The sequence below is a fragment of the Aliivibrio kagoshimensis genome, assembly GCF_050337105.1.
GTDB lineage: Bacteria > Pseudomonadota > Gammaproteobacteria > Enterobacterales > Vibrionaceae > Aliivibrio_A > Aliivibrio_A kagoshimensis.
Window position 1 is genome coordinate 1 of the sequence record NZ_JAKJSQ010000013.1, and the last position, 20,028, is coordinate 20,028.

The following is a 20,028-nucleotide window of genomic DNA, read 5'->3' on the forward strand; positions in this document are numbered from 1 at the left end:
GTATTACTTTGACGAGAATTTAGAGATTTTCTAAATAAATCAAACTGAGAAGCAAACGGGTCTTGCTGAGTAGCAATGTATTTTGTTGCTTGAGGATAAATTAGAACGCGACGATCTGCCTTGGGATAGCGGTCATTGTCCCTAACTCGCCAGACATAGCCTTTGTCACAAAGAAACCAATCTATCGACCCATGCATCTTGATTAAGTTTGCGCGCTGTCCATTTGTTGGTGCTAGTTCGCCATATCTCTGAGTACGGTGAGCTACAGCTCCTCCAGCAAAACCGTCCCAATACGGCACTTTGTTCAGTGCTAATGCATCTTCCAAAAGAGTGTCATAGTTAGTTGTGAAAATATTAACTGTTTTTCTTCGCTCATGAACACCAGCAGATGCATGATTAAACAGAGTGTCGATAAACTCTAAATGGGACTCAATATCGACAATTGGCTCTGACAACGTACCTTCTTCATCTGCCGCTTCATCATCGCCTTCAACATAGCCGCATCGGATAACATTTGAGATAGATTCAAGAATTGTATTATGTACTTCTTCTAAGGTAGCTAACTCAACTTCTCCCCCACTAATTACTGTTTTCTTTTCTTTGTTTCTTTCAGCTAACGCAGCATAGTCGCCAAGATGACTAAGAACATGCTCTATGTGGCATTGCTCTGGCAACTCTTCAAATAGTGGAGTGATAATATCGTCATATAATTTCTTATGACTAGTTTCTACATCCTTTTTAACTTTATTCGTTAAAGGGTACATAAGTGGTAATTTAGCGTCGAAACTTATTCCTGCACCGAGTAGCCAACTTTGCTCACTACACTTCAAGTGTTCCTCTACTTGCAAGAACAACTCGTCATCAATCAAATCATCCATTTTCTTTCCTTCTTATAGAGTTGTACCGAAGCGGCAACCAGAGCGTTGTAACGCCGGCAACAGGGGCGAGTTAAACTGGCGCTTGTTTTGCGGCTTTTTGCAAAACAAGTGACAGTTTGACGAGTCCGTTGCTTGCCCTTGTTATACGATTGCTGACTTACCATACCAAAATACTTCTTCGTGAAAGTAGTGAATTATCCATGATTTATCTTTTGGCCAGACAGAAACATCATCACTTGCACCATAGCAAAAGTCATCCCAGTACTGAATAAACAATTCTGTATTTGTTAGAACTGCTGTATCTGGTTGCCAGGAGACAATAACCTCACAATTAGGAATTTTACCTGCGAGCCACTTCCTAACTGTATTTTCATCTGTAGCTTCGATACTCGCTATATCAGTGAAAAGTTCATTGCTTGGTGAAAAATCACTTTTGTCTGACGCGAATGTTAACGAAGTTTCCCACACATCTTTAGCTGATACTGGCGCTAATGGAGTAATCTGAGCGAGCTCTTCCTTAGAAAGTAAGCGATACTGTTCTTCAGTCCATCTCCATTTGAGAGGAAAATCATCAATGCTAATTATTTGCACGATTTAGAATTCCTTACTGCGTATAACGCCTCGTTATAAAGCCGATTTACACAACCCATAGATATAATCATCTATGCGTTGACCTTTTATCAATGAGTTTTGTTGTAAACACCCCTCACGAATAAAGCCTATTTTTTCTAGCAATCGATAAGAGCCTTCATTATTAACGGAGCATGTAGCAACTAACTTATTTAATTTCAGCTCTTTATATGCAAAGTTTTTAACAAGTTCTAGAGCTTCCGAAGCAATGCCTTTACCTTGAGCTTGTTGCTTAATCATAAAACCGACTTCTGCTATCTTTGCCGTATGATTTACAATTTTGAGACCTATATTTCCTAGTTTTTCACCAGATGATAAATCTGTTATTCCTAAGGCTAGCCAACCTGAACTATCTAAGTTCCATTTTTGAGATTTTGCTTCAAAAGCTTTTTCAGCGTCTTCATAGGTAAATGGGTCGTAGACATGTTCCATCATAAATGGGCATATTGATATTTGTATAAAAAGTTCTTTATCTGACTCATCAAATGGAGCTAGTTTGATTCTCTTACCTGAGATATTCACGATACTTCCTTAGGCTTTATAACAGCTTAATAAGATGCAAAATGCATTGTTTAAACAATGCATTTTGCATCTTATCACTCAYAAATTTGTCWTASCGTATCATRYATATCTCTAAAAATTAGTGCTTTACCGCAAAGTTATAAATTTCACTTGTAGAAAGTAGGCTTTGATTTGTAGAAAGTAGGCATTCCATAAAACTGTACAAACACACAGTAAATGGAACATATTTATGAGCTCTCCTTATCTAGGCTTTATTGAAGAAACGATGCGATTAAAACGTTTTAGGCAATCTACTATTAAAAATTATTTACAGTGGATTAAGCGCTACATTTTATTTCATCATAAGAAGCACCCAAAAGAGGTGCATGATAATTAAAAGGCCATTATCACTTGAGTCGCGCTTACGAATAAAAGACATTGATTTTGACTTTTTTGGTATAGAAGTTTGGGATGCAAAAGATGGGAAACATAGGGCGGATGGAGTGCAAAGCGCTCTGTATCATCAACTTACGCACACACCAAGTACATAGTGTGTGCGCTATTGTTTGTTAGCGAAACAGTAAATTACATGAACGGGGCTAACACCATAAACAGTGGTACTTGCTCACCATTAGATAGTGTTGCAGAGCCCTCTTTGATCTCAGTGGTAAATTCATACTGCTCACCACTGTCTACCACAACACCTTTTTCTAACTGCTCATCAAGCATTAACTGAACGATTGGATTATTTTCTGCCAATGACTTAGAGATAGAGACCGATGAGCTACCACGCAAGTTTGCAACCAACTTTGTGGCGTCTTGTGATGCTCTTGGTGTTCCCGCCGGCAGCATCAAGTCTAACTTACTGCTAAACTCTCCGCCCATTATCGTCGCACCAAAATCATCAATTGATAGGTTTAATCCCTTAGCAACAAGCAGATTAATGGCTAACTCAAGCTCTGAAATAACCGTCTGATCTTGACTCTCTTGCAGCTTATTATAAGTGGCAAACATCTTTTTTAATGCCGCGTAATCAAGCTCAGAAAAGGTCACACTCAAGCGCGCATTTTCAACTTTATCTTGGCCTGATTCCAGTAAGCCTAATTTAAAGGTATTGGTTGAACTTACCTTTTGATCATCACTACCTGGTTGACTCTCTTCACTCAATGAGGTCGAGTTTTTGTAACTAAGACCTTTCAACACACCACTCTCAGTTCCTGATGTAATAGAAGCCTCTTTTAGATAAACGTCATTGGTGCCAACCCAAAACGCCCCATTACTGCTGCCCTTCCCTTCACCAGAAAAGCCGGACAGATTAATTTTTTCACCAAGATCGGAAACAAAATCTAACGCCGGCAGATGATAAGAGAAACCATTAAGTCCATCTCTATCAATATCGGCATCTAAGGTGAAGCGACTCACATCGATACGCTCTATACCTGATTCAAGCTCTGCTGGCATCTGAATGGATTTGGCCTTAGAGGTGAACTGAATGTGCGTCGAACCACTCAGTTGGCTGCTCGATTCAAATTTGATGTCCATATCCGCTAAGAATTCTTCCAGCTCGGGCGGCACATCTAAGTGGCTGACCGAATCAATCGAGATGAGACCATGATGAATTTGATGATTAAAGGTAAGCGATTCCGGCAGCCCATCTGCTCGAAACTGTTCGGCAATGACAGGATCGGTGATGGTCACTTTAGATACAGCAGTAGAGCTTAAGTACCCTCTGTCGTAATCAAGCAGCTCAATTGAAACAACGGGGTTATCATAATGGGCAATCGTATCTGTCATGATTGATTGACCAATTTGACCAGTAGCAAATGGCCAACACGCGGCGATGGCAATCGCACCACCTATAGCTGCATATTTCTTTAATTCTTTCATATTTAGTAATCGCTTTTGAATGATATTTTCAGTTTATCGAATTAACATCCTCTTGAATACCATTCAATTTTTTAGAATTCAAACCAAGCTCTCACCTCACTGTTATGAACAATGGTATGGTTTAACTCAATTAACGTTACAAGGGTAGCAGCGATCAAATACTCCATTCTTTGCCTTAATACCAATGCCGCTGAGATTGATGCGATAAGAAGTGATTTTTCCTTTTTACAATCGAGATTCAATCTGATCTTTACCTCTTCTTATCAAGAGGCAGAGAATGTCGTGCTTTCAATGAGTGAATCTGAAACTGAGATTGCGCTTGTGGTGTGTGGTGGGGCTTCTGAGCAGAATAAAACGTTCGATTTTTTGATTCAATTGCATCACCCGCAACAGACAAAAAAGACCCGAAAACTTCTCATCAGTGATCACTACACCATGGGTGATGTTCTCAGGGTCGTCAACCAAGGACGTTTAGACCACTGCTTCGAGTCAGCATGGAATAGCGAGCAGCACCTACCTGTTATCATCCATGAGCTGACCACCTTTATCTTAGAAAATGATCATGGCGATTGGTTAAAATACAGCGAGTTGTTAGATCAAGAGAGAATTCTCAAGGCCCATATCGTTCGAAAGATGAGTCAGTTTCAAGCGGGGTTTATTAACGACTATCACAATATTGATGATACCGAACTGGCTCAGCAGGTTATCACCACCCTCTATGACATTTTCAAAGATAACGACAAAACGCGGGCCTGTCGGACTTACCATCAAAACCATCTGCTCACCAAAGAGGGAGAGCCGAATCGATTTTTATGGTTTATTGCCGAAGGGAAAGTTGCACTGTATAAATCCGATGATGATGGCGAGCAACATGAGGTAGTTCAATACTCAAGTGGCAATATCGTTGGCAGCATGTCTTTTGTCTCCGGTGAGCGCTCGTTCTCAACCGCGATTACGCTCACCTCAACTAAGGTGATCAAGCTCGATAGAACTCTATTTAGTAAGATCATGCACAACAATTCAGAGTTACTGCCACAGTTTAGTAACCTACTGCTGCGTCATTTTAATCGACGCTTGCAAGGCAGCATCAAAACCAAGATAAAGTTACAGCAAACTGTTACCTCTTTAGATAATGCCTATCAACAACTCATCGAACGCGAAAAAATGGCAGTGTTAGGTCAACTGGTGGCTGGGGTCGCCCATGAGTTGAACAACCCTATCTCAGCGATTATTCGAGGCAGCGATAATTTAAAACAGAAGATATCGCATTTGATCAACTCGCCCCTTCCCGACCACATCCAGCAAATAGGCAGTGATGTATTTAAAAATGGTTTGGTTAGCAACCCCACATCAACCTCAGTGACTCGTGTTCGAGCTAAAGAGATAGAATCACTAGTCAAAGATAGAGTGGTTGCAAAAAAGATGGTACAGATGGGGCTGGATGATGAGGCAAAAATCCGACAATTTCAGGCTCAATTAGGTGACGAATTTAAAGAGACCGTAACCGAGTGGGAACAGTACTCCTTAGCAGGCAATACAATCCGTTCTATGTCGATTTGTGCGCAGCGTATTGCTGACTTAGTGAAGAGTCTAAAGGGGTATGCTCGAGAAGACGATGAGACTATTCATTTTGTTAATATTCATGAAGGCATTGAAGATACTCTGATCATTTTTGAAAATCGCCTTAAACACCACAATGTCATTAAACATTACTCTGATATTCCCGAAGTCCCCTGCCAACCCTTTGCACTGCAGCAAGTTTGGACCAATATTATCTCCAATGCGATTGATGCACTTCCCAAAAATGGTGAGTTTGAGATTAAAACAGAGATCATCCGTAAAGAGAGTCACCACTATTTGAGTGTCTCATTTAAAGATAATGGAAACGGCATTCCACCAGAGATAATCGATAAAATTTTTGAGCTTAACTACACCACCAAACGAGAAGGTAACTTTGGACTTGGCATTGGCCTTTCTGTCAGTGAGCAAATTGTAAAACACCACGGTGGCTGGTTTGAAGTAGAATCAGAGCCGGAGATGTTTACAAAAATGACGGTCGTTTTACCACTTCACTCTCCGTTACTGCCCTTAAGTGATGGCGCAACACCACATTCTACAAGGAGTTAACCATGAAAAAATACCTCATTTTATGTGTCGATGATGAGAGAGACGTACTCGATAGTGTCATTCAAGATCTCTCTCCCTTAGAAGAGTACTTTGTGATTGAAGCCGCCGAATCCGTGTCAGAAGCCCAGGAAGTTATTGCGGATGCAGTCATCGAAGGGATGCCTCTGGCGTTAATTTTGTGCGATCACATCATGCCGGAATATCGCGGTGTCGACTTCCTTATAACCTTAAAGAAACAAGAACATACTGAGCATGCAAAAAAACTGTTACTCACAGGGCAAGCCGATTTAGAAGCCACAATTCAAGCGGTAAACTCTGCCTGTTTAGACTACTTTATTACCAAACCTTGGGATGGAGACTCACTGCTTAAAACGGTGACAGATCAGTTAACTAACTACATGATTGAAAATGAAAAAGACTTAATGCCTTGGGCAAGAGTGCTGGATACCGTCAAAATATTTGACACTCTCAACCAACGCCGAAGCGAACTGGGCAGTGATTAACCAACATTGTAAAATTGGTACTCATTTTGCTTAACAATAGTCATAATCTTCATGACAAAAATTTGACTTCCACACCGCGGGATAGACAACTTTTGTGAGGAATATATATTTTTACCTTAAGAAATGGTTTGATTACATGTAGATATTAAACGGTTTCTGGTATTATCCACCCACATTGGGAGCGTGAAGGGATGCTCCATAGAATTAGCAAGGTTTTAGATATCATGCGTAAAATACTTTTAACAACAGCTCTTATTTTATCTTCATCTTCACTCTATGCGGCTGTGGATAATCAAAGCCAAACAGTAATGAGTAACTTCAGCTACGACTATGCCGAAGCGCGTATCGGTGCAAACCCAATCACTTTAGGTGGTGGCTTTAGTAAGTCTATTCACCCAAATGCGCATTTGGTCGCCACTGTCGACTCTGAATTTGAAAGTGACTACGATCTATCTGGTGGTGTTGGATTTCATGCCCCAATTAATAACTGGGCAGACATTACTGGTGAAATGCTAGTAAGATTGGTTGATGATAATAAACATTACAATAACGGTGAGCTTGGTTTAGAGATTAACCTAGGTGTACGCCAATGGTTAGGGCCACAGCTTGAAGTTGGTGGCAAAATTGGCCATGTATCCATCGACTCAAGAGAGAGTACGATTGGTTCGGTATATGCTCGTTTCCACTCAACAGAACTGTTCTCTATGGGTGTCGAAGGTCGTTTCAACGGCATTTATGACGATCACGTTCTGATATCTACTCGCTTTAAGTTCTAAGCCTGTTTGGATAAATAAAAGCCTCGTTCTACGAGGCTTTTTTCATATCTGTTGCAACAACGCACTCTTCTCCTCCTCTCGTATTAACGACCAGTGGCAACCAAGAATCGCTCCTGCAAATTTCCACAATAGTGTGATATCAATATCCTCTTGATAAGTTTTTTTCACTTTTTTAAATACTCCTACCGCCCCTAAATCTTCAAACATCGAGACATCCTTTACCCCCGATTTTTTTAACATCCTCTCTAACCGCAACTGCATATTGGGAAGATCACGTAATCGCTTTAAAGAGTGTCGACAGGCTCGTTCCTCAAAAGAGGTATCAATACCGTTAGTGATTAGCTGCTTAAAAAGAGCCTGATCTTGTTCGTAGAGGGCGCTGATATCAAAATAGTTAATGGTAGCAACGGATCGCTTTTTGACATGCTGAAAAGGTTTGCAGTGATATCGCTTCAATACTTCGCAATTCTTCCCACCCCCTTTCACATAAATAATCCCTTCAAAAATGAGCGCAAACATCGCGTGACCATGAAACAAACCTATACCACCAAACATCGACCGTTTGGTATAAGAGGTCATCTTCTCAATGCATATACAATATTTACAGTGTCTTCCTTTCACGTCCATCTCCTTTTGAATAGAACCAATCACATATTCAAAAAGATAGTTGTAGAAATCGCTTAGAAAGACTATCTAGTTAAAAAACACAAGCACTAAAATTCATAAATAACCTGATTTGGCTCTCAATTTTATAACCTTATTCATTGTTGTGAACACCGTACTGTCGAGATAAATCACAACAAGATTGTTCGGCGATTATGCTAGGTCAATGAATGACAAACTTATCAAAATCAATAGGCAATAATAATAAATAATGTTTTGATCTCTCTAATGATTCGGTAGAATATAGCAACGGCATTTAGGCAAAGACATTATGAATCATCTATCTTTTTATTGGCTACAACCCGACAAAGAGAAACAGATTGACGCACTCAAATCTGATTTCTGTAAGTTAGTCGAACAATCTATTTTATCGAACAACATTGTTCTGCCTCCCATTCCAGATGTTGTTATTAAAATTCAACAATTGAGTTCCAATGAGAGTGCAACCATCAAAGAGGTGGCCGAGACGTTACTCGCTGATCCTGGCTTAACTGCCAATGTGATTCGTGTCTCTAATTCTGCCGTTTTTAATCGCAGTAACATCACTTGCAACTCTGCCGTTACTGCGGTTTCACGTTTAGGGATCTATCGTGTAAGAGATTTAGTGACCGCCCAAGCGATTGAGGAGTTAAAAAACTCAACCAACCTCAATGCGGAATGTAACCAACTACTGAAAAAAAGTGCCTTATCGTCTCGTGATTTTGCCGCGGTGATGACCCTCGTCTGTCAAAGCATGATTAAGCACAAAGAGCTGGACGATACCTTTACTCTAGAGCCTGAAAAAGCCCTACTCACCGGTTTATTGGCTGATATTGGCATTTTCTGTTTGATCAGTGAGTATTACGAATATCAGAACGCAGGGAACTACCTAAGCTTTGATATCGCGACCCAGATATTCAATTCACGCTGCTCATACGTGAGTAAAATTGTGTTATCACTATGGGGATTTGATCAAGACTTCATTGATGTTGCGACCAATAAGACAACCAACTCCAACCAGAGTGAATCCGTCAGTTACTTAGACATTGCTCGCATGGCTAACCATCTATTAATGTTCAGAAGTGATGATAGCTCTATTGATGAACATGATGTAGAGATCACCGCATTGGGCGCGGAAGCACTCTATGAATTGAGTAACCTATCTGATGCCGACTTCCGAAGCCGTATAAAAGAGGTCATTAAACAAAGCGGTTTGTAGAGATTCTGTCAATCATTCCACTTTCACTATTGTCAGTAAGAATAAGTGTGATAATCTCTTGTTTTTTGAACCGCTGATAGAGGAAGTCAGAGTTGTCAGGGATGCTATACATTTTTTTACCATTGATACTTGGCTATTTGATCCCAGTATCAAATGATGACACGCTTAATAAAATCAATACTAATACCAATCGATTGATATTAGTGATCCTTTCGCTAATGGGCCTAAGTCTAGCAGGATTAGACAACCTCAATCAGAATCTCAGCCAGATAATTAAATACACACTGGTCTTTTTCGTCTCGATTGGTTTATTTAATCTCGCCATTTTACCACTGATCGACCGATTTTTACCTATCAAGTCTGAAAACAAAAAGAACAAAGTCCCTCTGACAACAATGGCACTAGAGTCAGTCAAACTGATTGTTGTGGTCGCCTTAGGTCTTGTGGTTGGATTACTCATCAATATCGATCTCTCGTGGGTCGATACCGCCAGTGAAATGATTCTTCTATTACTTCTTTTTTTGATTGGTATTCAATTGAGAAACAGTGGATTAACCTTGAAGCAAATTTTAGTCAACAAGCAAGGGTTAAGCATCGCTGCTGTGGTTATTGTGAGCTCATTAATGGGAGGAGTGATTGCTGCACTCATTCTGGATATCCCAATTAATTATGGACTGGCGATGGCTTCTGGTTTTGGCTGGTACTCACTAGCCGGCATTTTAATGGGTGATGCACTAGGGCCTGTGTATGGTGGTGCTTCTTTTATGCTTGAATTGCTTAGAGAATTAGTGGCATTAATGTTGATTCCAGTGCTGATCCAACGTTACCCTTCCACTGCGATAGGTTATGCCGGTGCCACTGCAATGGATTTTACCCTCCCCATTATTCAAAATACCGGTGGGATAAAATGTGTCCCTATTGCTATTGTTAGCGGATTTATTCTCAGCTTACTGGTACCGATATTAATGTTATTTTTTGTCTCTTTATAAAAGATTTAACAAGAACTGTCAGAGATCGCAACTTATTCGATCTCTGCTTTCTATTACAGCCTCATAAGCATAAAATCCTGTCCTCAAGAAGACTTTCGTTTAACCAGTAAGGAATACCAATGAAATACGTTGTAGCCCTATGTTCACTGCTTCTTCTCTCGACAACAGCATCTGCTGCTGACACTCAGTGTAATAGCAAAAAGTACCACGCCTATGTGGACGCCTCTCTTAGCTGGTATAACTCACTCATTGAGCTCACCGTCAAAAAAGATCCATCGTTAGCCGAAGTGGGGACATGGTTTTTAGAAGGTCGTAAGCATCACTTCGAACTGAACAGAGTCGCTGTCGATTTCTACCTGGTGAACGATACGAGCCATGTCTCTTTAGAAAAACCAGTCGAGTCTTGGCTTCAGCTGGAACAGAAAGAGATCAAAGTATTAGCGGAAAGAGATGATGAGCTTGGCAAGATAGCTAAAATCACCTTTACCGATCGTCAAAGCAACCCGCATCAGCAAAACTATGAACTGCGCTCTGCGTTTGCAGATCTGCTTAGCGATCCAAAAGCGATTGAAGCTCCTCTTAATAGCTATAACGATAAAATGAGTGCAATCTCAGAAGTGACTTGCCCTTAACCGTTCACGACTGGCTAATTAACACCGTTGTTTGGGTAAAGAATTCAAAATGTCACTGTTTGATATTTACCCAAGCAAGTTTATTTCATGCAATTAGTACAAGACATTCCCTACTATTTCGACTAAATTGTGCTCTCTTACCGCAAAATAACAACAAAAAAGGTAAGTACCACTATGCATAATGAACCCTGTTTTACACTAAGATAAGCATTAAAAGACCATGGTATCGGATAATAAACCTGCTAACGCCAGTTTCGAAAGTTTACTGCGTATTTTCACAGTTCCTGAGGCCCCTAACTCAACACTTGGGCAGATCGAGCAACGACTATCTCAAAATCTAAATCAATTCCTTCGTGAGCACATTGTGGCCGAAGAGAAGCCCTTAGTAGAAATTGAGAAGGACTTTTCCGATCCTAGCATGCCGGAAATGCCAACCTATGTGTCGGAGCATACGCAACACCTTTTAGAAACGTTAGTCGGCCAATCCGTTCATACCTCGGCACCCAGTTTTATTGGTCATATGACCTCTGCTCTACCCTACTTTTTAATGCCACTATCCAAGATCATGATTGCCCTGAATCAAAACTTGGTTAAAGTCGAGACGTCTAAAGCCTTTACCCCTTTAGAAAGACAAGTGTTAGGTATGCTTCATCAGCTTATCTTTGGCCAACAAGAGGGCTTTTATTCTCAATGGATGCACAGCGCCAATCACTCTCTTGGAGCTTTTTGCTCCGGTGGCACCATTGCTAATATTACCGCGCTGTGGGTTGCTCGAAATAACCTATTAAAAGCCGATGGCGATTTTCAAGGGGTTGCCAAAGAAGGCCTATTTAAAGCACTCAAGCATTATCAGTGTGAAGGGTTAGCCATTTTAACCTCTGAGCGCGGTCACTACTCTTTGAAAAAAGCCGCCGACGTATTAGGCCTTGGTGCTGATGCCGTCGTTTCTGTGAAAACCGATGATAACAACCGAATCTGTCTTGATGATTTAGCCCTTAAGATTGAACAGCTAAAACAACAGAACATTAAACCCCTCGCCATTATTGGTGTTGCGGGTACCACAGAGACAGGCTCAATAGATAACCTTGACCAATTAGCCGATATTGCTCAGCAGCAGCGGTGTCACTTCCATGTGGATGCAGCTTGGGGCGGTGCAACGCTAATGTCGAATACCCATCGCTCTCTGCTTAAAGGGGTTGAACGTGCAGACTCTGTAACGATCGATGCTCATAAGCAGCTCTATCTGCCAATGGGTGCAGGGATGGTCCTGTTTAAAGATCCCACAGCAATGGCCTCTGTGAAACATCATGCTGAGTATATTTTACGAAAAGGGTCGAAAGATTTAGGCCGTCATACGCTTGAAGGCTCACGTGGTGGCATGGCGATGTTACTCTACTCCTGTTTTCATATTATCAGTCGTCCTGGTTACGAACTGTTGATTGATAAAAGCCTTGAGAAAGCCCGTTTCTTTGCCTCATTGATTAATGCACAAAATGATTTTGAGCTGATCACAGAGCCTGAACTATGTATATTAACTTACCGTTATGTTCCTGAATTGGTTAAGCAAGCACTCGACATTGCGACATCAGAACAGACCGATACCCTCCACTCATTATTGAATGATTTGACCAAATTCATACAAAAGCGCCAACGTGAATCAGGTAAGTCTTTTGTATCAAGGACTCGTTTGACACCGCAGAAATATGATAAGCGTCATACCGTCGTCTTTAGAGTGGTTCTTGCTAATCCATTAACCACTAATGAAATTCTGCGACGAGTTCTCGCTGAAGAGCGTGAGATTGCCGCAACCAGTACCATATGCCTTCCCCAGTTGATTACCCTATCAAAAGAGATATTAAGCTAATTAATACGGGTTCATATTGAAAGCTGAACCCTTTCAGCTTTCAATTTAATACATCAATTATGTAAATTTATTCCTTTATTACATCATAAAAAGAAATTTAATTACTTTAAAGTCATAAAAATCGSTCGTTTTTTTGCRTAAAACTTACAAAACTGAAAGTCATAAGTAGATCTTTGTCATAAACCCAATAGAAAGCTGTCCATAATCGTATCTATTAATAGGGGCGATGTGCTGTTAAGTAGTATAATTCACTATAACAATTGACTACATAAACAATAATAAACAGTCACTCTCTAAACCTATGAATTAAGACAGGAATAATGAACACATTAGAGAAAATTCAAAAAAGTTTAGACAACTTTAGTAAGTCTGAACGAAAAGTTGCTGAAGTCATTTTAACTTCCCCGCAAACCGCAATACATTCAAGCATTGCGACATTGGCTAAATTGGCTGATGTGAGTGAGCCCACTGTAAACCGTTTTTGTCGTCGTCTTGACACAAAAGGCTTTCCAGATTTTAAGCTTCACTTAGCACAAAGCTTGGCCAACGGTACACCATATGTAAATCGCAATGTTGAAGAGAGCGATGGCCCTGATGCTTACACGCATAAGATTTTTGAATCGACAATGGCCTGTTTAGATGTTGCTAAAAATAGCATCGACCCTATGCAGATCAATCGCGCAGTAGACCTACTCACCCAAGCGAAAAAAATCTCATTTTTTGGTTTAGGCGCTTCGGCTTCTGTTGCTCATGATGCACAGAATAAATTCTTCCGATTTAATATCCCAATCATCTGCTTCGATGATGTGGTTATGCAGCGTATGAGCTGTATGAACTGTACCGAAAATGATGTGGTAGTGGTGATTTCACATACCGGAAGAACCAAAAGCTTAGTGGACGTTGCCCTACTCGCTCGAGAAAATGGTGCTACCGTGATTGCGGTAACCGCCAGTGGTTCACCACTAGAAAAAGCCTCTTCTTTAGCGATAAGCCTTGATGTTCCAGAAGATACTGATGTCTACATGCCAATGGCAAGCCGTGTGGTACAGATGACGGTTATTGATGTATTAGCGACAGGGTTTACTCTGCGCCGAGGCGTTGGCTTCAGAGACAATCTGAAACGTGTCAAAGAAGCACTGAAAGATTCTCGATACGACAAGTCAAACTAATCATAAAACGATATAAGCGTTCATAAAACGTTGAGTTTAATGAACGCTTGCTCTTACTCACCTACAACATTGAATTATCGAGTAACAGTGCTACTTTGGGAATACCATGCGATGGCGTCCACTGTTTACACTCAACGAATCCATGCTTTTTATATAAATTGATTGCAGGGATATTTGCTGCTGCCGTTTCTACTATCGCTTGCGAAAAGTTCATTTTATCCACAACAAAATGGATCAATTTGCCGGCAATACCTTTTCTAAAATGCGCAGGATCCACCGTTAAACTGTGTATGTCTAATTGCTTATCTTCAATCTCAACCTCTATCACTGCAGCTAGAACATCATTTTCATAAAAGCCGTAGAACTGTGTGCTGACCTGTTCAATATCATTTGAACGTCTTGATAATGGTGGGAAGTCTACCACTCCGATAAGATCCGCTTCCATTTGATATGAGCGCTGAAAGAGTGTAAATATGGTTTTCGCCACCTCTTTATTAGAATGGTTCATCTTTTTTATCATGCTGCTATTGCTGCCTTTTAATCACGGGAGGTAAACGCCAACTTCAAACCTAACGCGGCAAAACTACCGGCAAAAACACGCTGAATGATGATGCTTATTTTTTCCGAGTGAATAATATAGTGACGAACGCTGGTTGCGAGTAAACCGTAGACCACAAACACAACAAAGGTCATCAACATAAAAATGGTCCCTAATAACATCATATGATAGGTGGACTGCTGAGCCTGTAATGGGATAAATTGCGGTAAAAATGCAAGAAAGAAAATGGTTAATTTCGGATTCAAGATATTAATCAAAAACCCCTTGAACGCCACGGCGGCTAACCCCTGCTTCTCTTGGTTTTCATTTAACGTTAATGCACCGCTTGAACGCAGCATAGACCAAGATAAAAACAGTAAATAAGCAACACCAATATACTTAACCACTTGAAACGCCATGGCACTGGTATGCATGATAATCGCCAAACCCATAATACTGGCTAATAGAGAAGGTACGATTCCAAGGGTACACCCAAAAGCGGCAGACACACTGGCTCTTTTCCCCATAAATAACCCTGTCGCAATCGTGTAAAGCACTCCTGTACCGGGTATCAATACAACCACTAAAGAGGTCATTAAAAACTCAATACTGACCATTAAACATTCCTTTGCTTATAATAACTCACGACATGTCACATATCGCATACAATGCACACCTTAGCGCGTTAAAAATAGAACCACAACCACATGATTGTTCAACGACTCATGTTATCTAGTTCAGCATGACCGCGGTGTAGCAAAACTTAGCTACCATTATCCACAAGATCATACTGGACACAAAATAGGCGAAAAATCGAGCCGTCACGTTTTCAGAAAAGCAGTGTAAAAGGCTATGAATCCCCCTCATCACCACAAAGGCCCATGCAAGATAAATAAGAAACATATCGATGGCGTTGATTGAGAGAGATAGCGCACAGAGGGCATAAAAAAGGATTGGCATTTCAAATAAGTTTTTCAAGTTATTCGAAGGTTTGTTAACGGCGGTGGGCAGCACCGAATGGTACTGCTCCGGAGTTTCTAGCTTTCTGGTTGGAATGTTATTCGCGATGACATAATTCAGACGCAAAAAATACATATAACACCACACGATAAACGTCAGTGCCATTAACGCAATAACAGGTTGAAATATAAGAGTAGACATAAGCTTCATACTACCCTAACCGATTGTGACTTCAACTGTTGAATATCAATCCGGCTCGGGGAAGGCTCAATTAGCCTATGCCTAATACCTTCCTACCTATCTGTTCAAATCTCGTTTTCATGGTCTCAAAATAGGCAGAGTCGAAGTAAAATAAGTAGGTGTCACTATTTTGAATAAAACGATCTTTTGAACAGTGATTGATAAGCCGAGGATCAAATTGCTCAATATGCGATTGAATATTCGCTCTCTCTTCATCAGACTTCCTGCTAACGTCTCGACAATCGAAAGGTAATACTAAGGCATAGGGGGCTTCTGGGTAGAGCACCTCATATCGAGTGAGTAACTCGTTTATTGAGCTTTCTCGTACCAGCTCATCCTCGGTCTTATGCAAAATGGCAAACTGAAGAAATAACTCGCAGGCATGAAACATTTGGTAAGCAATGGCTTGTTGATACATATTCCACTGATTTTTTGATTCCGTCGCTACGATGCCGATATCTAAGTAAGCTAAACTCATGGATAAGTATTGTTCGTACTGGCGCATTTTTCCTCTATCTATTCTCTTCACTCATTACATACATCCCTTCAATTGATTCGCACTCCTATGCACTCACTTCCAGCTCTCTTATCTCTTCAATCACTCGTTTGGCCTCTTTAATCATTTTATACATGCTGTTTTCATCAATAATATGTTCTTGGCCATTTACCACGATGCACACCTTAAAGTCGACACCCGTTAAATTTACAGATTTACTCAGCTCTCTTTCGATTTGATATAACATTTTAAAAACCCATTAACAGTGCATCATATTAATTATAATTATAATTATAATTATAATACCGTGTGCGGTATCCATTTCAAGAGAAATCGATGGTTAATTGCGCACCACTTCCACCGCTCGTTCTCTTACCTATAACTCAGCGCTATATCATAGATTTTGCCTATCAAACTAAAAGGTATTACCATCTTTCTTTATCGCGTTGATTCAGGCATATTAATCACATTGAAAATTATTTTGGAGCTTAACAATGTTTGTAGTTATCTTTGGTCGTCCTGGTTGCCCATTCTGTGTTCGTGCAAAAGATCTTGCTGAGTCATTAAAAGAGAAACGTGACGATTTCAACTATCGCTATGTTGATATTCATGCTGAAGGCATCAGTAAAGCTGACCTTGAAAAAAGTGTTGGTAAACCCGTAGAGACCGTTCCACAAATCTTTATCGATCAAGAACATGTCGGTGGATGTACAGAGTTTGAAGCCTACGCAAAAGCAAATTTAGAGCTTTTTGATTAATTCAAATAACGCGTAAAATTAAAAGGCTGATGCGAATCAGCCTTTTTTCATTTTTTCACTATATTCTGCTATACAACTGATGGTTATTAGTTAGACTAAGGCTTCTTTCTTTTACTCTTTCTATCGGCGTTAACCGTGAACATAGACGTGGCTACTCTACTCTCTGAAAACAGCATTTTACTTCTATTTGTTGTCCTTGCTATTGGCCTTACTGTAGGCAAAATCCGAATCGGTAATATGTTAATGGGCAGTTCCATTGGTGTGTTAGTGACCTCTCTGTTAATGGGCCATCTTGGCTTTACCTTTACCGCGGAAGCACTCAATATCGGCTTTATGCTGTTTATTTTCTGTGTCGGTATAGAGGCTGGGCCTAACTTCTTCGGAATTTTCTTTCGCGACGGCAAGCACTACCTAGTGTTAGCACTTATCGTAATCAGCTCTGCTATTGGCCTTACATTAATCAGTGTTCAATTACTGAACCTCGATTTTGGGGTATCTGCAGGAATGATGGCGGGGGCGTTAACCGCGACACCTGTGTTAGTAGGCGCAAAAGATGCCATCAATTCAGGACTAGTCTCCCTCCCCGACGGCATGAGCTACGACACGGTTTTTGAAAATTTGAGTGTGGGTTACGCCATCGCGTATCTAGTGGGTTTAACCAGCATGATCTTATTTGCCAAGTTATTACCAAAATTACAGAAGCAGAACCTTGAAGCCTCTGCGCAACAAATTGCACAAGAGCGTGGAATTGGCAGTGCCTCACAACGAAAAGTTTATCTTCCTATTATTCGTGCCTACCGAGTAGATTCAGAGCTCATCGAATGGATGGAAGGGAAAAACCTGCGTGAATTGGGTATCTACCGTCAAACAGGTTGTTACATCGAACGGATACGTCGAAATGGCATTCTTGCTAACCCCGATGGTGATGCTATTTTACAAACCGGGGATGAAATTGCCTTAGTGGGTTATCCCGATAGTCACGCTCGCCTCGACTCAAGCTTTCGAAACGGTAAAGAGGTGTTTGATCGCAACTTACTCGACTTACGTATTGTCGAAGAGGAGATTGTGGTTAAGAGTGACAGCATTGCAGGGAAGCGCCTCTCAGCAATCAATTTATCTGAATATGGTTGTTTCTTAAACCGCGTAGTCAGAGCACAAATTGAGATGCCGATGGAGCATGATATTGTACTGGCCAAAGGGGATGTTCTGCAGGTTAGTGGCGAAAAAAGTCGCGTACTTGGTCTTGCTGAGCGTATTGGTTTTATCTCAATTCACAGTCAGATTGCCGATTTGATCGCTTTTTGCAGTTTCTTTGTTCTGGGAATTCTTTTTGGCCTTATTACCATGTCCTTTGGCCAAATGACTTTTGGGTTAGGTAATGCAGTTGGTTTATTGATTTCCGGTATTACCCTTGGGTATTTACGAGCCAACCACCCCACTTTCGGTTATGTACCCCAAGGGGCATTAAACTTCTCTAAAGATCTTGGTTTAATGGTCTTTATGGTGGGCATTGGTTTGAGTGCGGGCAGTAATATTTTTGAGTATCTCTCACTCATCGGTCCAAAAGTGATCGCGGCAAGTTTCGCTATCAGTGTGGTGCCGGTATTTATCGCCTATCTATTTGGTGCTTATGTGTTAAAAATGAACCGAGCACTGTTGATTGGTGCCATTATCGGTGCACGAACCTGTGCCCCTGCAATGGATGTGGTGAACGAGCATGCCAGAAGTACGATTCCCGCGCTGGGTTATGCCGGAACTTACGCGATTGCCAATATCTTAATGACCATTGCAGGTACCGCGTTAGTCATATTTACTCGGTATTAAACCTAAACTGACGGCATTAAAAAAGGCGCTACTGCAAATCACGGTAGCGCCTTTTTATTATTGAATCAGCAATTAGATATCAGCAACATCAAAGTTAACTTCAGGGTTAACGTCAGCCGCATAATCCACAGCGTCCACACCAAAGCCAAACAGTTTTAAGAACTCTTCTTTATATTCAGCGTAGTCCGTTAGCTCTTTCACATTTTCTGTAGTGACTTGTGGCCACATCTTCTGACAATGCGCTTGAATATCATCACGCAATTCCCAATCGTCGAGACGTAAGCGGTTTGCTTCATCAACATCTGGTGTTGCGCCATCTTCACGGTATAAACGCTGAGTGAACATGCGATAAATTTGTTGCATACACCCTTCGTGAACACCCTCTTCACGCATCTTCTTAAAGACCATCGCAATATACAGTGGCATAACCGGAATAGCAGAACTTGCTTGAGTCACAACACTCTTAAGTACGGCAACGTTCGCTGTGCCACCCTTAGTCGATAATTTTTCATTCAGTGCTGTTGCTGCGCGATCGAGATCCATCTTCGCTTTGCCTAACGCACCTTCCCAATAGATTGGCCAAGTAAGCTCAGTGCCGATGTAACTATAAGCAACGGTCTTACAACCTTCTGCAAGCACACCCGCCTCTTCAAGAGCAGCCATCCACAGCTCCCAATCTTCACCACCCATTACGGTAACGGTGTCTTTGATCTCTTGATCTGAAGCTGGCTCTACGCTCGCCTCAATGATCACGTCTTTATTGGTATCAATCGCTGTTGCGGTGTACGTATCGCCGATTGGTTTTAATGATGAGCGAATCACTTCACCGGTTTCTGGCATTTTACGTACTGGTGACGCTAATGAGTAAACCACCATATCAATCTGACCAAGGTCAGATTTGATTAAATCGATCGCTTTTTGCTTCGCTTCGTTTGAGAAAGCATCGCCATTTAAGCTTTTTGAGTAGAGGCCTTCTTCTTTTGCAAACTTATCGAATGCAGCAGAGTTATACCATCCAGCAGTTCCCGGTTTTTTCTCAGTACCTGCTTTTTCAAAGAACACACCGATAGTTGAAGCGCCACCACCAAATGCCGCAGCAATTCGAGAAGAGAGTCCGTAACCACTTGATGAGCCCACGACTAATACACGCTTAGGTGCATTGGCAATTGGGCCTTGCGCTTTAGTGTAAGCAATTTGCTCTTTTACGTTTTCTTCACAGCCAATTGGATGTGTCGTTGTACAGATAAATCCACGAGTCTTTGGTTTGATGATCATAATCAGTTGTCCTTTTAATTTTCACTATAGAATAAAAGGTTATCTATGAATACGCACCTGATTTATCCATTTTTTGCCTAAATAATCCAGTGGTTGGATCACTTAGCTAAAATTACCACT

At 41.0% G+C, this 20,028-nt stretch carries 22 protein-coding genes; 11 read left to right on the forward strand and 11 right to left on the reverse strand.

Going from position 1 to position 20,028, the window contains the following annotated elements:
• The 3 genes from L4C32_RS06460 to L4C32_RS06470 all read right to left on the reverse strand — a co-directional run.
• Positions 1–878 (reverse strand): SIR2 family protein (locus L4C32_RS06460; RefSeq protein ID WP_428196048.1); only part of this gene is annotated, 878 nt, incomplete at its 3' end.
• Between the two features lie 141 nt (positions 879–1,019).
• Positions 1,020–1,469, reverse strand: a complete 450-nt coding sequence (locus tag L4C32_RS06465; RefSeq protein WP_428196049.1) for a hypothetical protein — start codon at positions 1,467–1,469, stop codon at positions 1,020–1,022.
• A 33-nt stretch (positions 1,470–1,502) separates the two neighbouring features.
• Positions 1,503–2,030 carry a GNAT family N-acetyltransferase gene (locus L4C32_RS06470; RefSeq protein ID WP_428196050.1) on the reverse strand — a complete coding sequence of 176 codons (528 nt, stop codon included), beginning with the start codon at positions 2,028–2,030 and terminating at the stop codon, positions 1,503–1,505.
• Positions 2,031–2,295: 265 nt separating this feature from the next.
• Between L4C32_RS06470 and L4C32_RS06475 the strand changes: the two genes are divergently transcribed.
• Positions 2,296–2,406 (forward strand): phage integrase N-terminal SAM-like domain-containing protein, encoded by a 111-nt coding sequence (locus L4C32_RS06475; protein ID WP_428196116.1) that lies wholly within the window; start codon positions 2,296–2,298, stop codon positions 2,404–2,406.
• Between the two features lie 188 nt (positions 2,407–2,594).
• Here the strand turns inward: L4C32_RS06475 and L4C32_RS06480 are convergent, their stop codons facing one another.
• The gene (locus tag L4C32_RS06480) at positions 2,595–3,896 is read right to left on the reverse strand and encodes a DUF945 family protein (RefSeq protein ID WP_428196051.1); all 1,302 of its coding nucleotides are present in this window, start codon (positions 3,894–3,896) and stop codon (positions 2,595–2,597) included.
• Positions 3,897–4,007: 111 nt separating this feature from the next.
• Between L4C32_RS06480 and L4C32_RS06485 the strand changes: the two genes are divergently transcribed.
• The 3 genes from L4C32_RS06485 (at position 4,008) to L4C32_RS06495 (ending at position 7,302) form a co-directional block, all read left to right on the forward strand.
• The gene (locus tag L4C32_RS06485) at positions 4,008–6,023 is read left to right on the forward strand and encodes an ATP-binding protein (RefSeq protein ID WP_428196052.1); all 2,016 of its coding nucleotides are present in this window, start codon (positions 4,008–4,010) and stop codon (positions 6,021–6,023) included.
• 2 nt (positions 6,024–6,025) lie between these two features.
• Positions 6,026–6,526 (forward strand): response regulator, encoded by a 501-nt coding sequence (locus tag L4C32_RS06490; protein WP_428196053.1) that lies wholly within the window; start codon positions 6,026–6,028, stop codon positions 6,524–6,526.
• Between the two features lie 224 nt (positions 6,527–6,750).
• Positions 6,751–7,302, forward strand: coding sequence for a hypothetical protein (locus tag L4C32_RS06495; protein ID WP_428196054.1), 552 nt, complete (start codon positions 6,751–6,753; stop codon positions 7,300–7,302).
• Between the two features lie 42 nt (positions 7,303–7,344).
• On the opposite strand, the gene L4C32_RS06500 is transcribed toward L4C32_RS06495, so the two are convergent.
• Entirely contained in the window at positions 7,345–7,929 is a 585-nt protein-coding gene (locus tag L4C32_RS06500) for a TfoX/Sxy family DNA transformation protein (protein ID WP_428196055.1), read from the reverse strand.
• Positions 7,930–8,236: 307 nt separating this feature from the next.
• On the opposite strand from L4C32_RS06500, the gene L4C32_RS06505 reads away from it, so the two are divergent.
• From L4C32_RS06505 to L4C32_RS06525, 5 genes are all read left to right on the forward strand, one after another.
• Positions 8,237–9,163, forward strand: a complete 927-nt coding sequence (locus L4C32_RS06505) for an HDOD domain-containing protein (RefSeq protein ID WP_428196056.1) — start codon at positions 8,237–8,239, stop codon at positions 9,161–9,163.
• Between the two features lie 101 nt (positions 9,164–9,264).
• Entirely contained in the window at positions 9,265–10,152 is an 888-nt protein-coding gene (locus L4C32_RS06510; RefSeq protein WP_428196057.1) for a LysO family transporter, read from the forward strand.
• 119 nt (positions 10,153–10,271) lie between these two features.
• Entirely contained in the window at positions 10,272–10,784 is a 513-nt protein-coding gene (locus L4C32_RS06515) for a hypothetical protein (RefSeq protein WP_428196058.1), read from the forward strand.
• Positions 10,785–11,004: 220 nt separating this feature from the next.
• Positions 11,005–12,648: a pyridoxal-dependent aspartate 1-decarboxylase PanP gene (gene panP, locus L4C32_RS06520; protein ID WP_428196059.1), complete on the forward strand. Its 1,644-nt coding sequence runs from the start codon at positions 11,005–11,007 to the stop codon at positions 12,646–12,648.
• A 320-nt stretch (positions 12,649–12,968) separates the two neighbouring features.
• Positions 12,969–13,817, forward strand: coding sequence for a MurR/RpiR family transcriptional regulator (locus tag L4C32_RS06525; RefSeq protein ID WP_428196060.1), 849 nt, complete (start codon positions 12,969–12,971; stop codon positions 13,815–13,817).
• 61 nt (positions 13,818–13,878) lie between these two features.
• Here the strand turns inward: L4C32_RS06525 and L4C32_RS06530 are convergent, their stop codons facing one another.
• The 5 genes from L4C32_RS06530 to L4C32_RS06550 all read right to left on the reverse strand — a co-directional run bounded on the left by L4C32_RS06530 (position 13,879) and on the right by L4C32_RS06550 (position 16,298).
• Entirely contained in the window at positions 13,879–14,325 is a 447-nt protein-coding gene (locus L4C32_RS06530; protein ID WP_428196061.1) for a GNAT family N-acetyltransferase, read from the reverse strand.
• A gap of 29 nt (positions 14,326–14,354) precedes the next feature.
• Entirely contained in the window at positions 14,355–14,972 is a 618-nt protein-coding gene (locus L4C32_RS06535) for a LysE family translocator (protein WP_428196062.1), read from the reverse strand.
• A gap of 115 nt (positions 14,973–15,087) precedes the next feature.
• Positions 15,088–15,516, reverse strand: coding sequence for an MAPEG family protein (locus L4C32_RS06540; RefSeq protein ID WP_428196063.1), 429 nt, complete (start codon positions 15,514–15,516; stop codon positions 15,088–15,090).
• A gap of 70 nt (positions 15,517–15,586) precedes the next feature.
• On the reverse strand, positions 15,587–16,060 hold the full coding sequence (locus L4C32_RS06545) for a hypothetical protein (RefSeq protein WP_428196064.1): 474 nt from the start codon (positions 16,058–16,060) through the stop codon (positions 15,587–15,589).
• A gap of 58 nt (positions 16,061–16,118) precedes the next feature.
• A complete protein-coding gene (locus L4C32_RS06550) occupies positions 16,119–16,298 on the reverse strand; it encodes a hypothetical protein (RefSeq protein WP_428196065.1) in 180 nt (59 codons plus the stop codon).
• Positions 16,299–16,545: 247 nt separating this feature from the next.
• Between L4C32_RS06550 and L4C32_RS06555 the strand changes: the two genes are divergently transcribed.
• Together L4C32_RS06555 and L4C32_RS06560 are read left to right on the forward strand one after the other, a co-directional pair.
• The gene (locus L4C32_RS06555) at positions 16,546–16,809 is read left to right on the forward strand and encodes a GrxA family glutaredoxin (RefSeq protein ID WP_428196066.1); all 264 of its coding nucleotides are present in this window, start codon (positions 16,546–16,548) and stop codon (positions 16,807–16,809) included.
• Between the two features lie 135 nt (positions 16,810–16,944).
• On the forward strand, positions 16,945–18,633 hold the full coding sequence (locus tag L4C32_RS06560; protein WP_428196067.1) for an aspartate:alanine antiporter: 1,689 nt from the start codon (positions 16,945–16,947) through the stop codon (positions 18,631–18,633).
• Between the two features lie 72 nt (positions 18,634–18,705).
• Here L4C32_RS06560 and fabV read toward each other — a convergent pair whose 3' ends face one another.
• Entirely contained in the window at positions 18,706–19,908 is a 1,203-nt protein-coding gene (gene fabV, locus L4C32_RS06565) for an enoyl-ACP reductase FabV (protein ID WP_428196068.1), read from the reverse strand.
• Positions 19,909–20,028 lie beyond the last annotated feature (120 nt).

Bases quoted from the DNA above. Each gene is read 5' to 3' on its own strand.
- L4C32_RS06510 (WP_428196057.1), top strand. From the start codon at position 9,265: ATGCTATACATTTTTTTACCATTGATACTTGGCTATTTGATCCCAGTA.
- L4C32_RS06545 (WP_428196064.1), bottom strand. From the start codon at position 16,060: ATGCGCCAGTACGAACAATACTTATCCATGAGTTTAGCTTACTTAGAT.
- L4C32_RS06485 (WP_428196052.1), top strand. From the start codon at position 4,008: ATGGTATGGTTTAACTCAATTAACGTTACAAGGGTAGCAGCGATCAAA.
- fabV (WP_428196068.1), bottom strand. From the start codon at position 19,908: ATGATCATCAAACCAAAGACTCGTGGATTTATCTGTACAACGACACAT.
- L4C32_RS06480 (WP_428196051.1), bottom strand. From the start codon at position 3,896: ATGAAAGAATTAAAGAAATATGCAGCTATAGGTGGTGCGATTGCCATC.
- L4C32_RS06500 (WP_428196055.1), bottom strand. From the start codon at position 7,929: ATGGACGTGAAAGGAAGACACTGTAAATATTGTATATGCATTGAGAAG.
- L4C32_RS06495 (WP_428196054.1), top strand. From the start codon at position 6,751: ATGCGTAAAATACTTTTAACAACAGCTCTTATTTTATCTTCATCTTCA.
- L4C32_RS06555 (WP_428196066.1), top strand. From the start codon at position 16,546: ATGTTTGTAGTTATCTTTGGTCGTCCTGGTTGCCCATTCTGTGTTCGT.
- L4C32_RS06540 (WP_428196063.1), bottom strand. From the start codon at position 15,516: ATGTCTACTCTTATATTTCAACCTGTTATTGCGTTAATGGCACTGACG.
- L4C32_RS06515 (WP_428196058.1), top strand. From the start codon at position 10,272: ATGAAATACGTTGTAGCCCTATGTTCACTGCTTCTTCTCTCGACAACA.
- L4C32_RS06525 (WP_428196060.1), top strand. From the start codon at position 12,969: ATGAACACATTAGAGAAAATTCAAAAAAGTTTAGACAACTTTAGTAAG.
- L4C32_RS06490 (WP_428196053.1), top strand. From the start codon at position 6,026: ATGAAAAAATACCTCATTTTATGTGTCGATGATGAGAGAGACGTACTC.
- L4C32_RS06535 (WP_428196062.1), bottom strand. From the start codon at position 14,972: ATGGTCAGTATTGAGTTTTTAATGACCTCTTTAGTGGTTGTATTGATA.
- L4C32_RS06475 (WP_428196116.1), top strand. From the start codon at position 2,296: ATGCGATTAAAACGTTTTAGGCAATCTACTATTAAAAATTATTTACAG.
- L4C32_RS06505 (WP_428196056.1), top strand. From the start codon at position 8,237: ATGAATCATCTATCTTTTTATTGGCTACAACCCGACAAAGAGAAACAG.
- L4C32_RS06530 (WP_428196061.1), bottom strand. From the start codon at position 14,325: ATGAACCATTCTAATAAAGAGGTGGCGAAAACCATATTTACACTCTTT.
- panP (WP_428196059.1), top strand. From the start codon at position 11,005: ATGGTATCGGATAATAAACCTGCTAACGCCAGTTTCGAAAGTTTACTG.
- L4C32_RS06550 (WP_428196065.1), bottom strand. From the start codon at position 16,298: ATGTTATATCAAATCGAAAGAGAGCTGAGTAAATCTGTAAATTTAACG.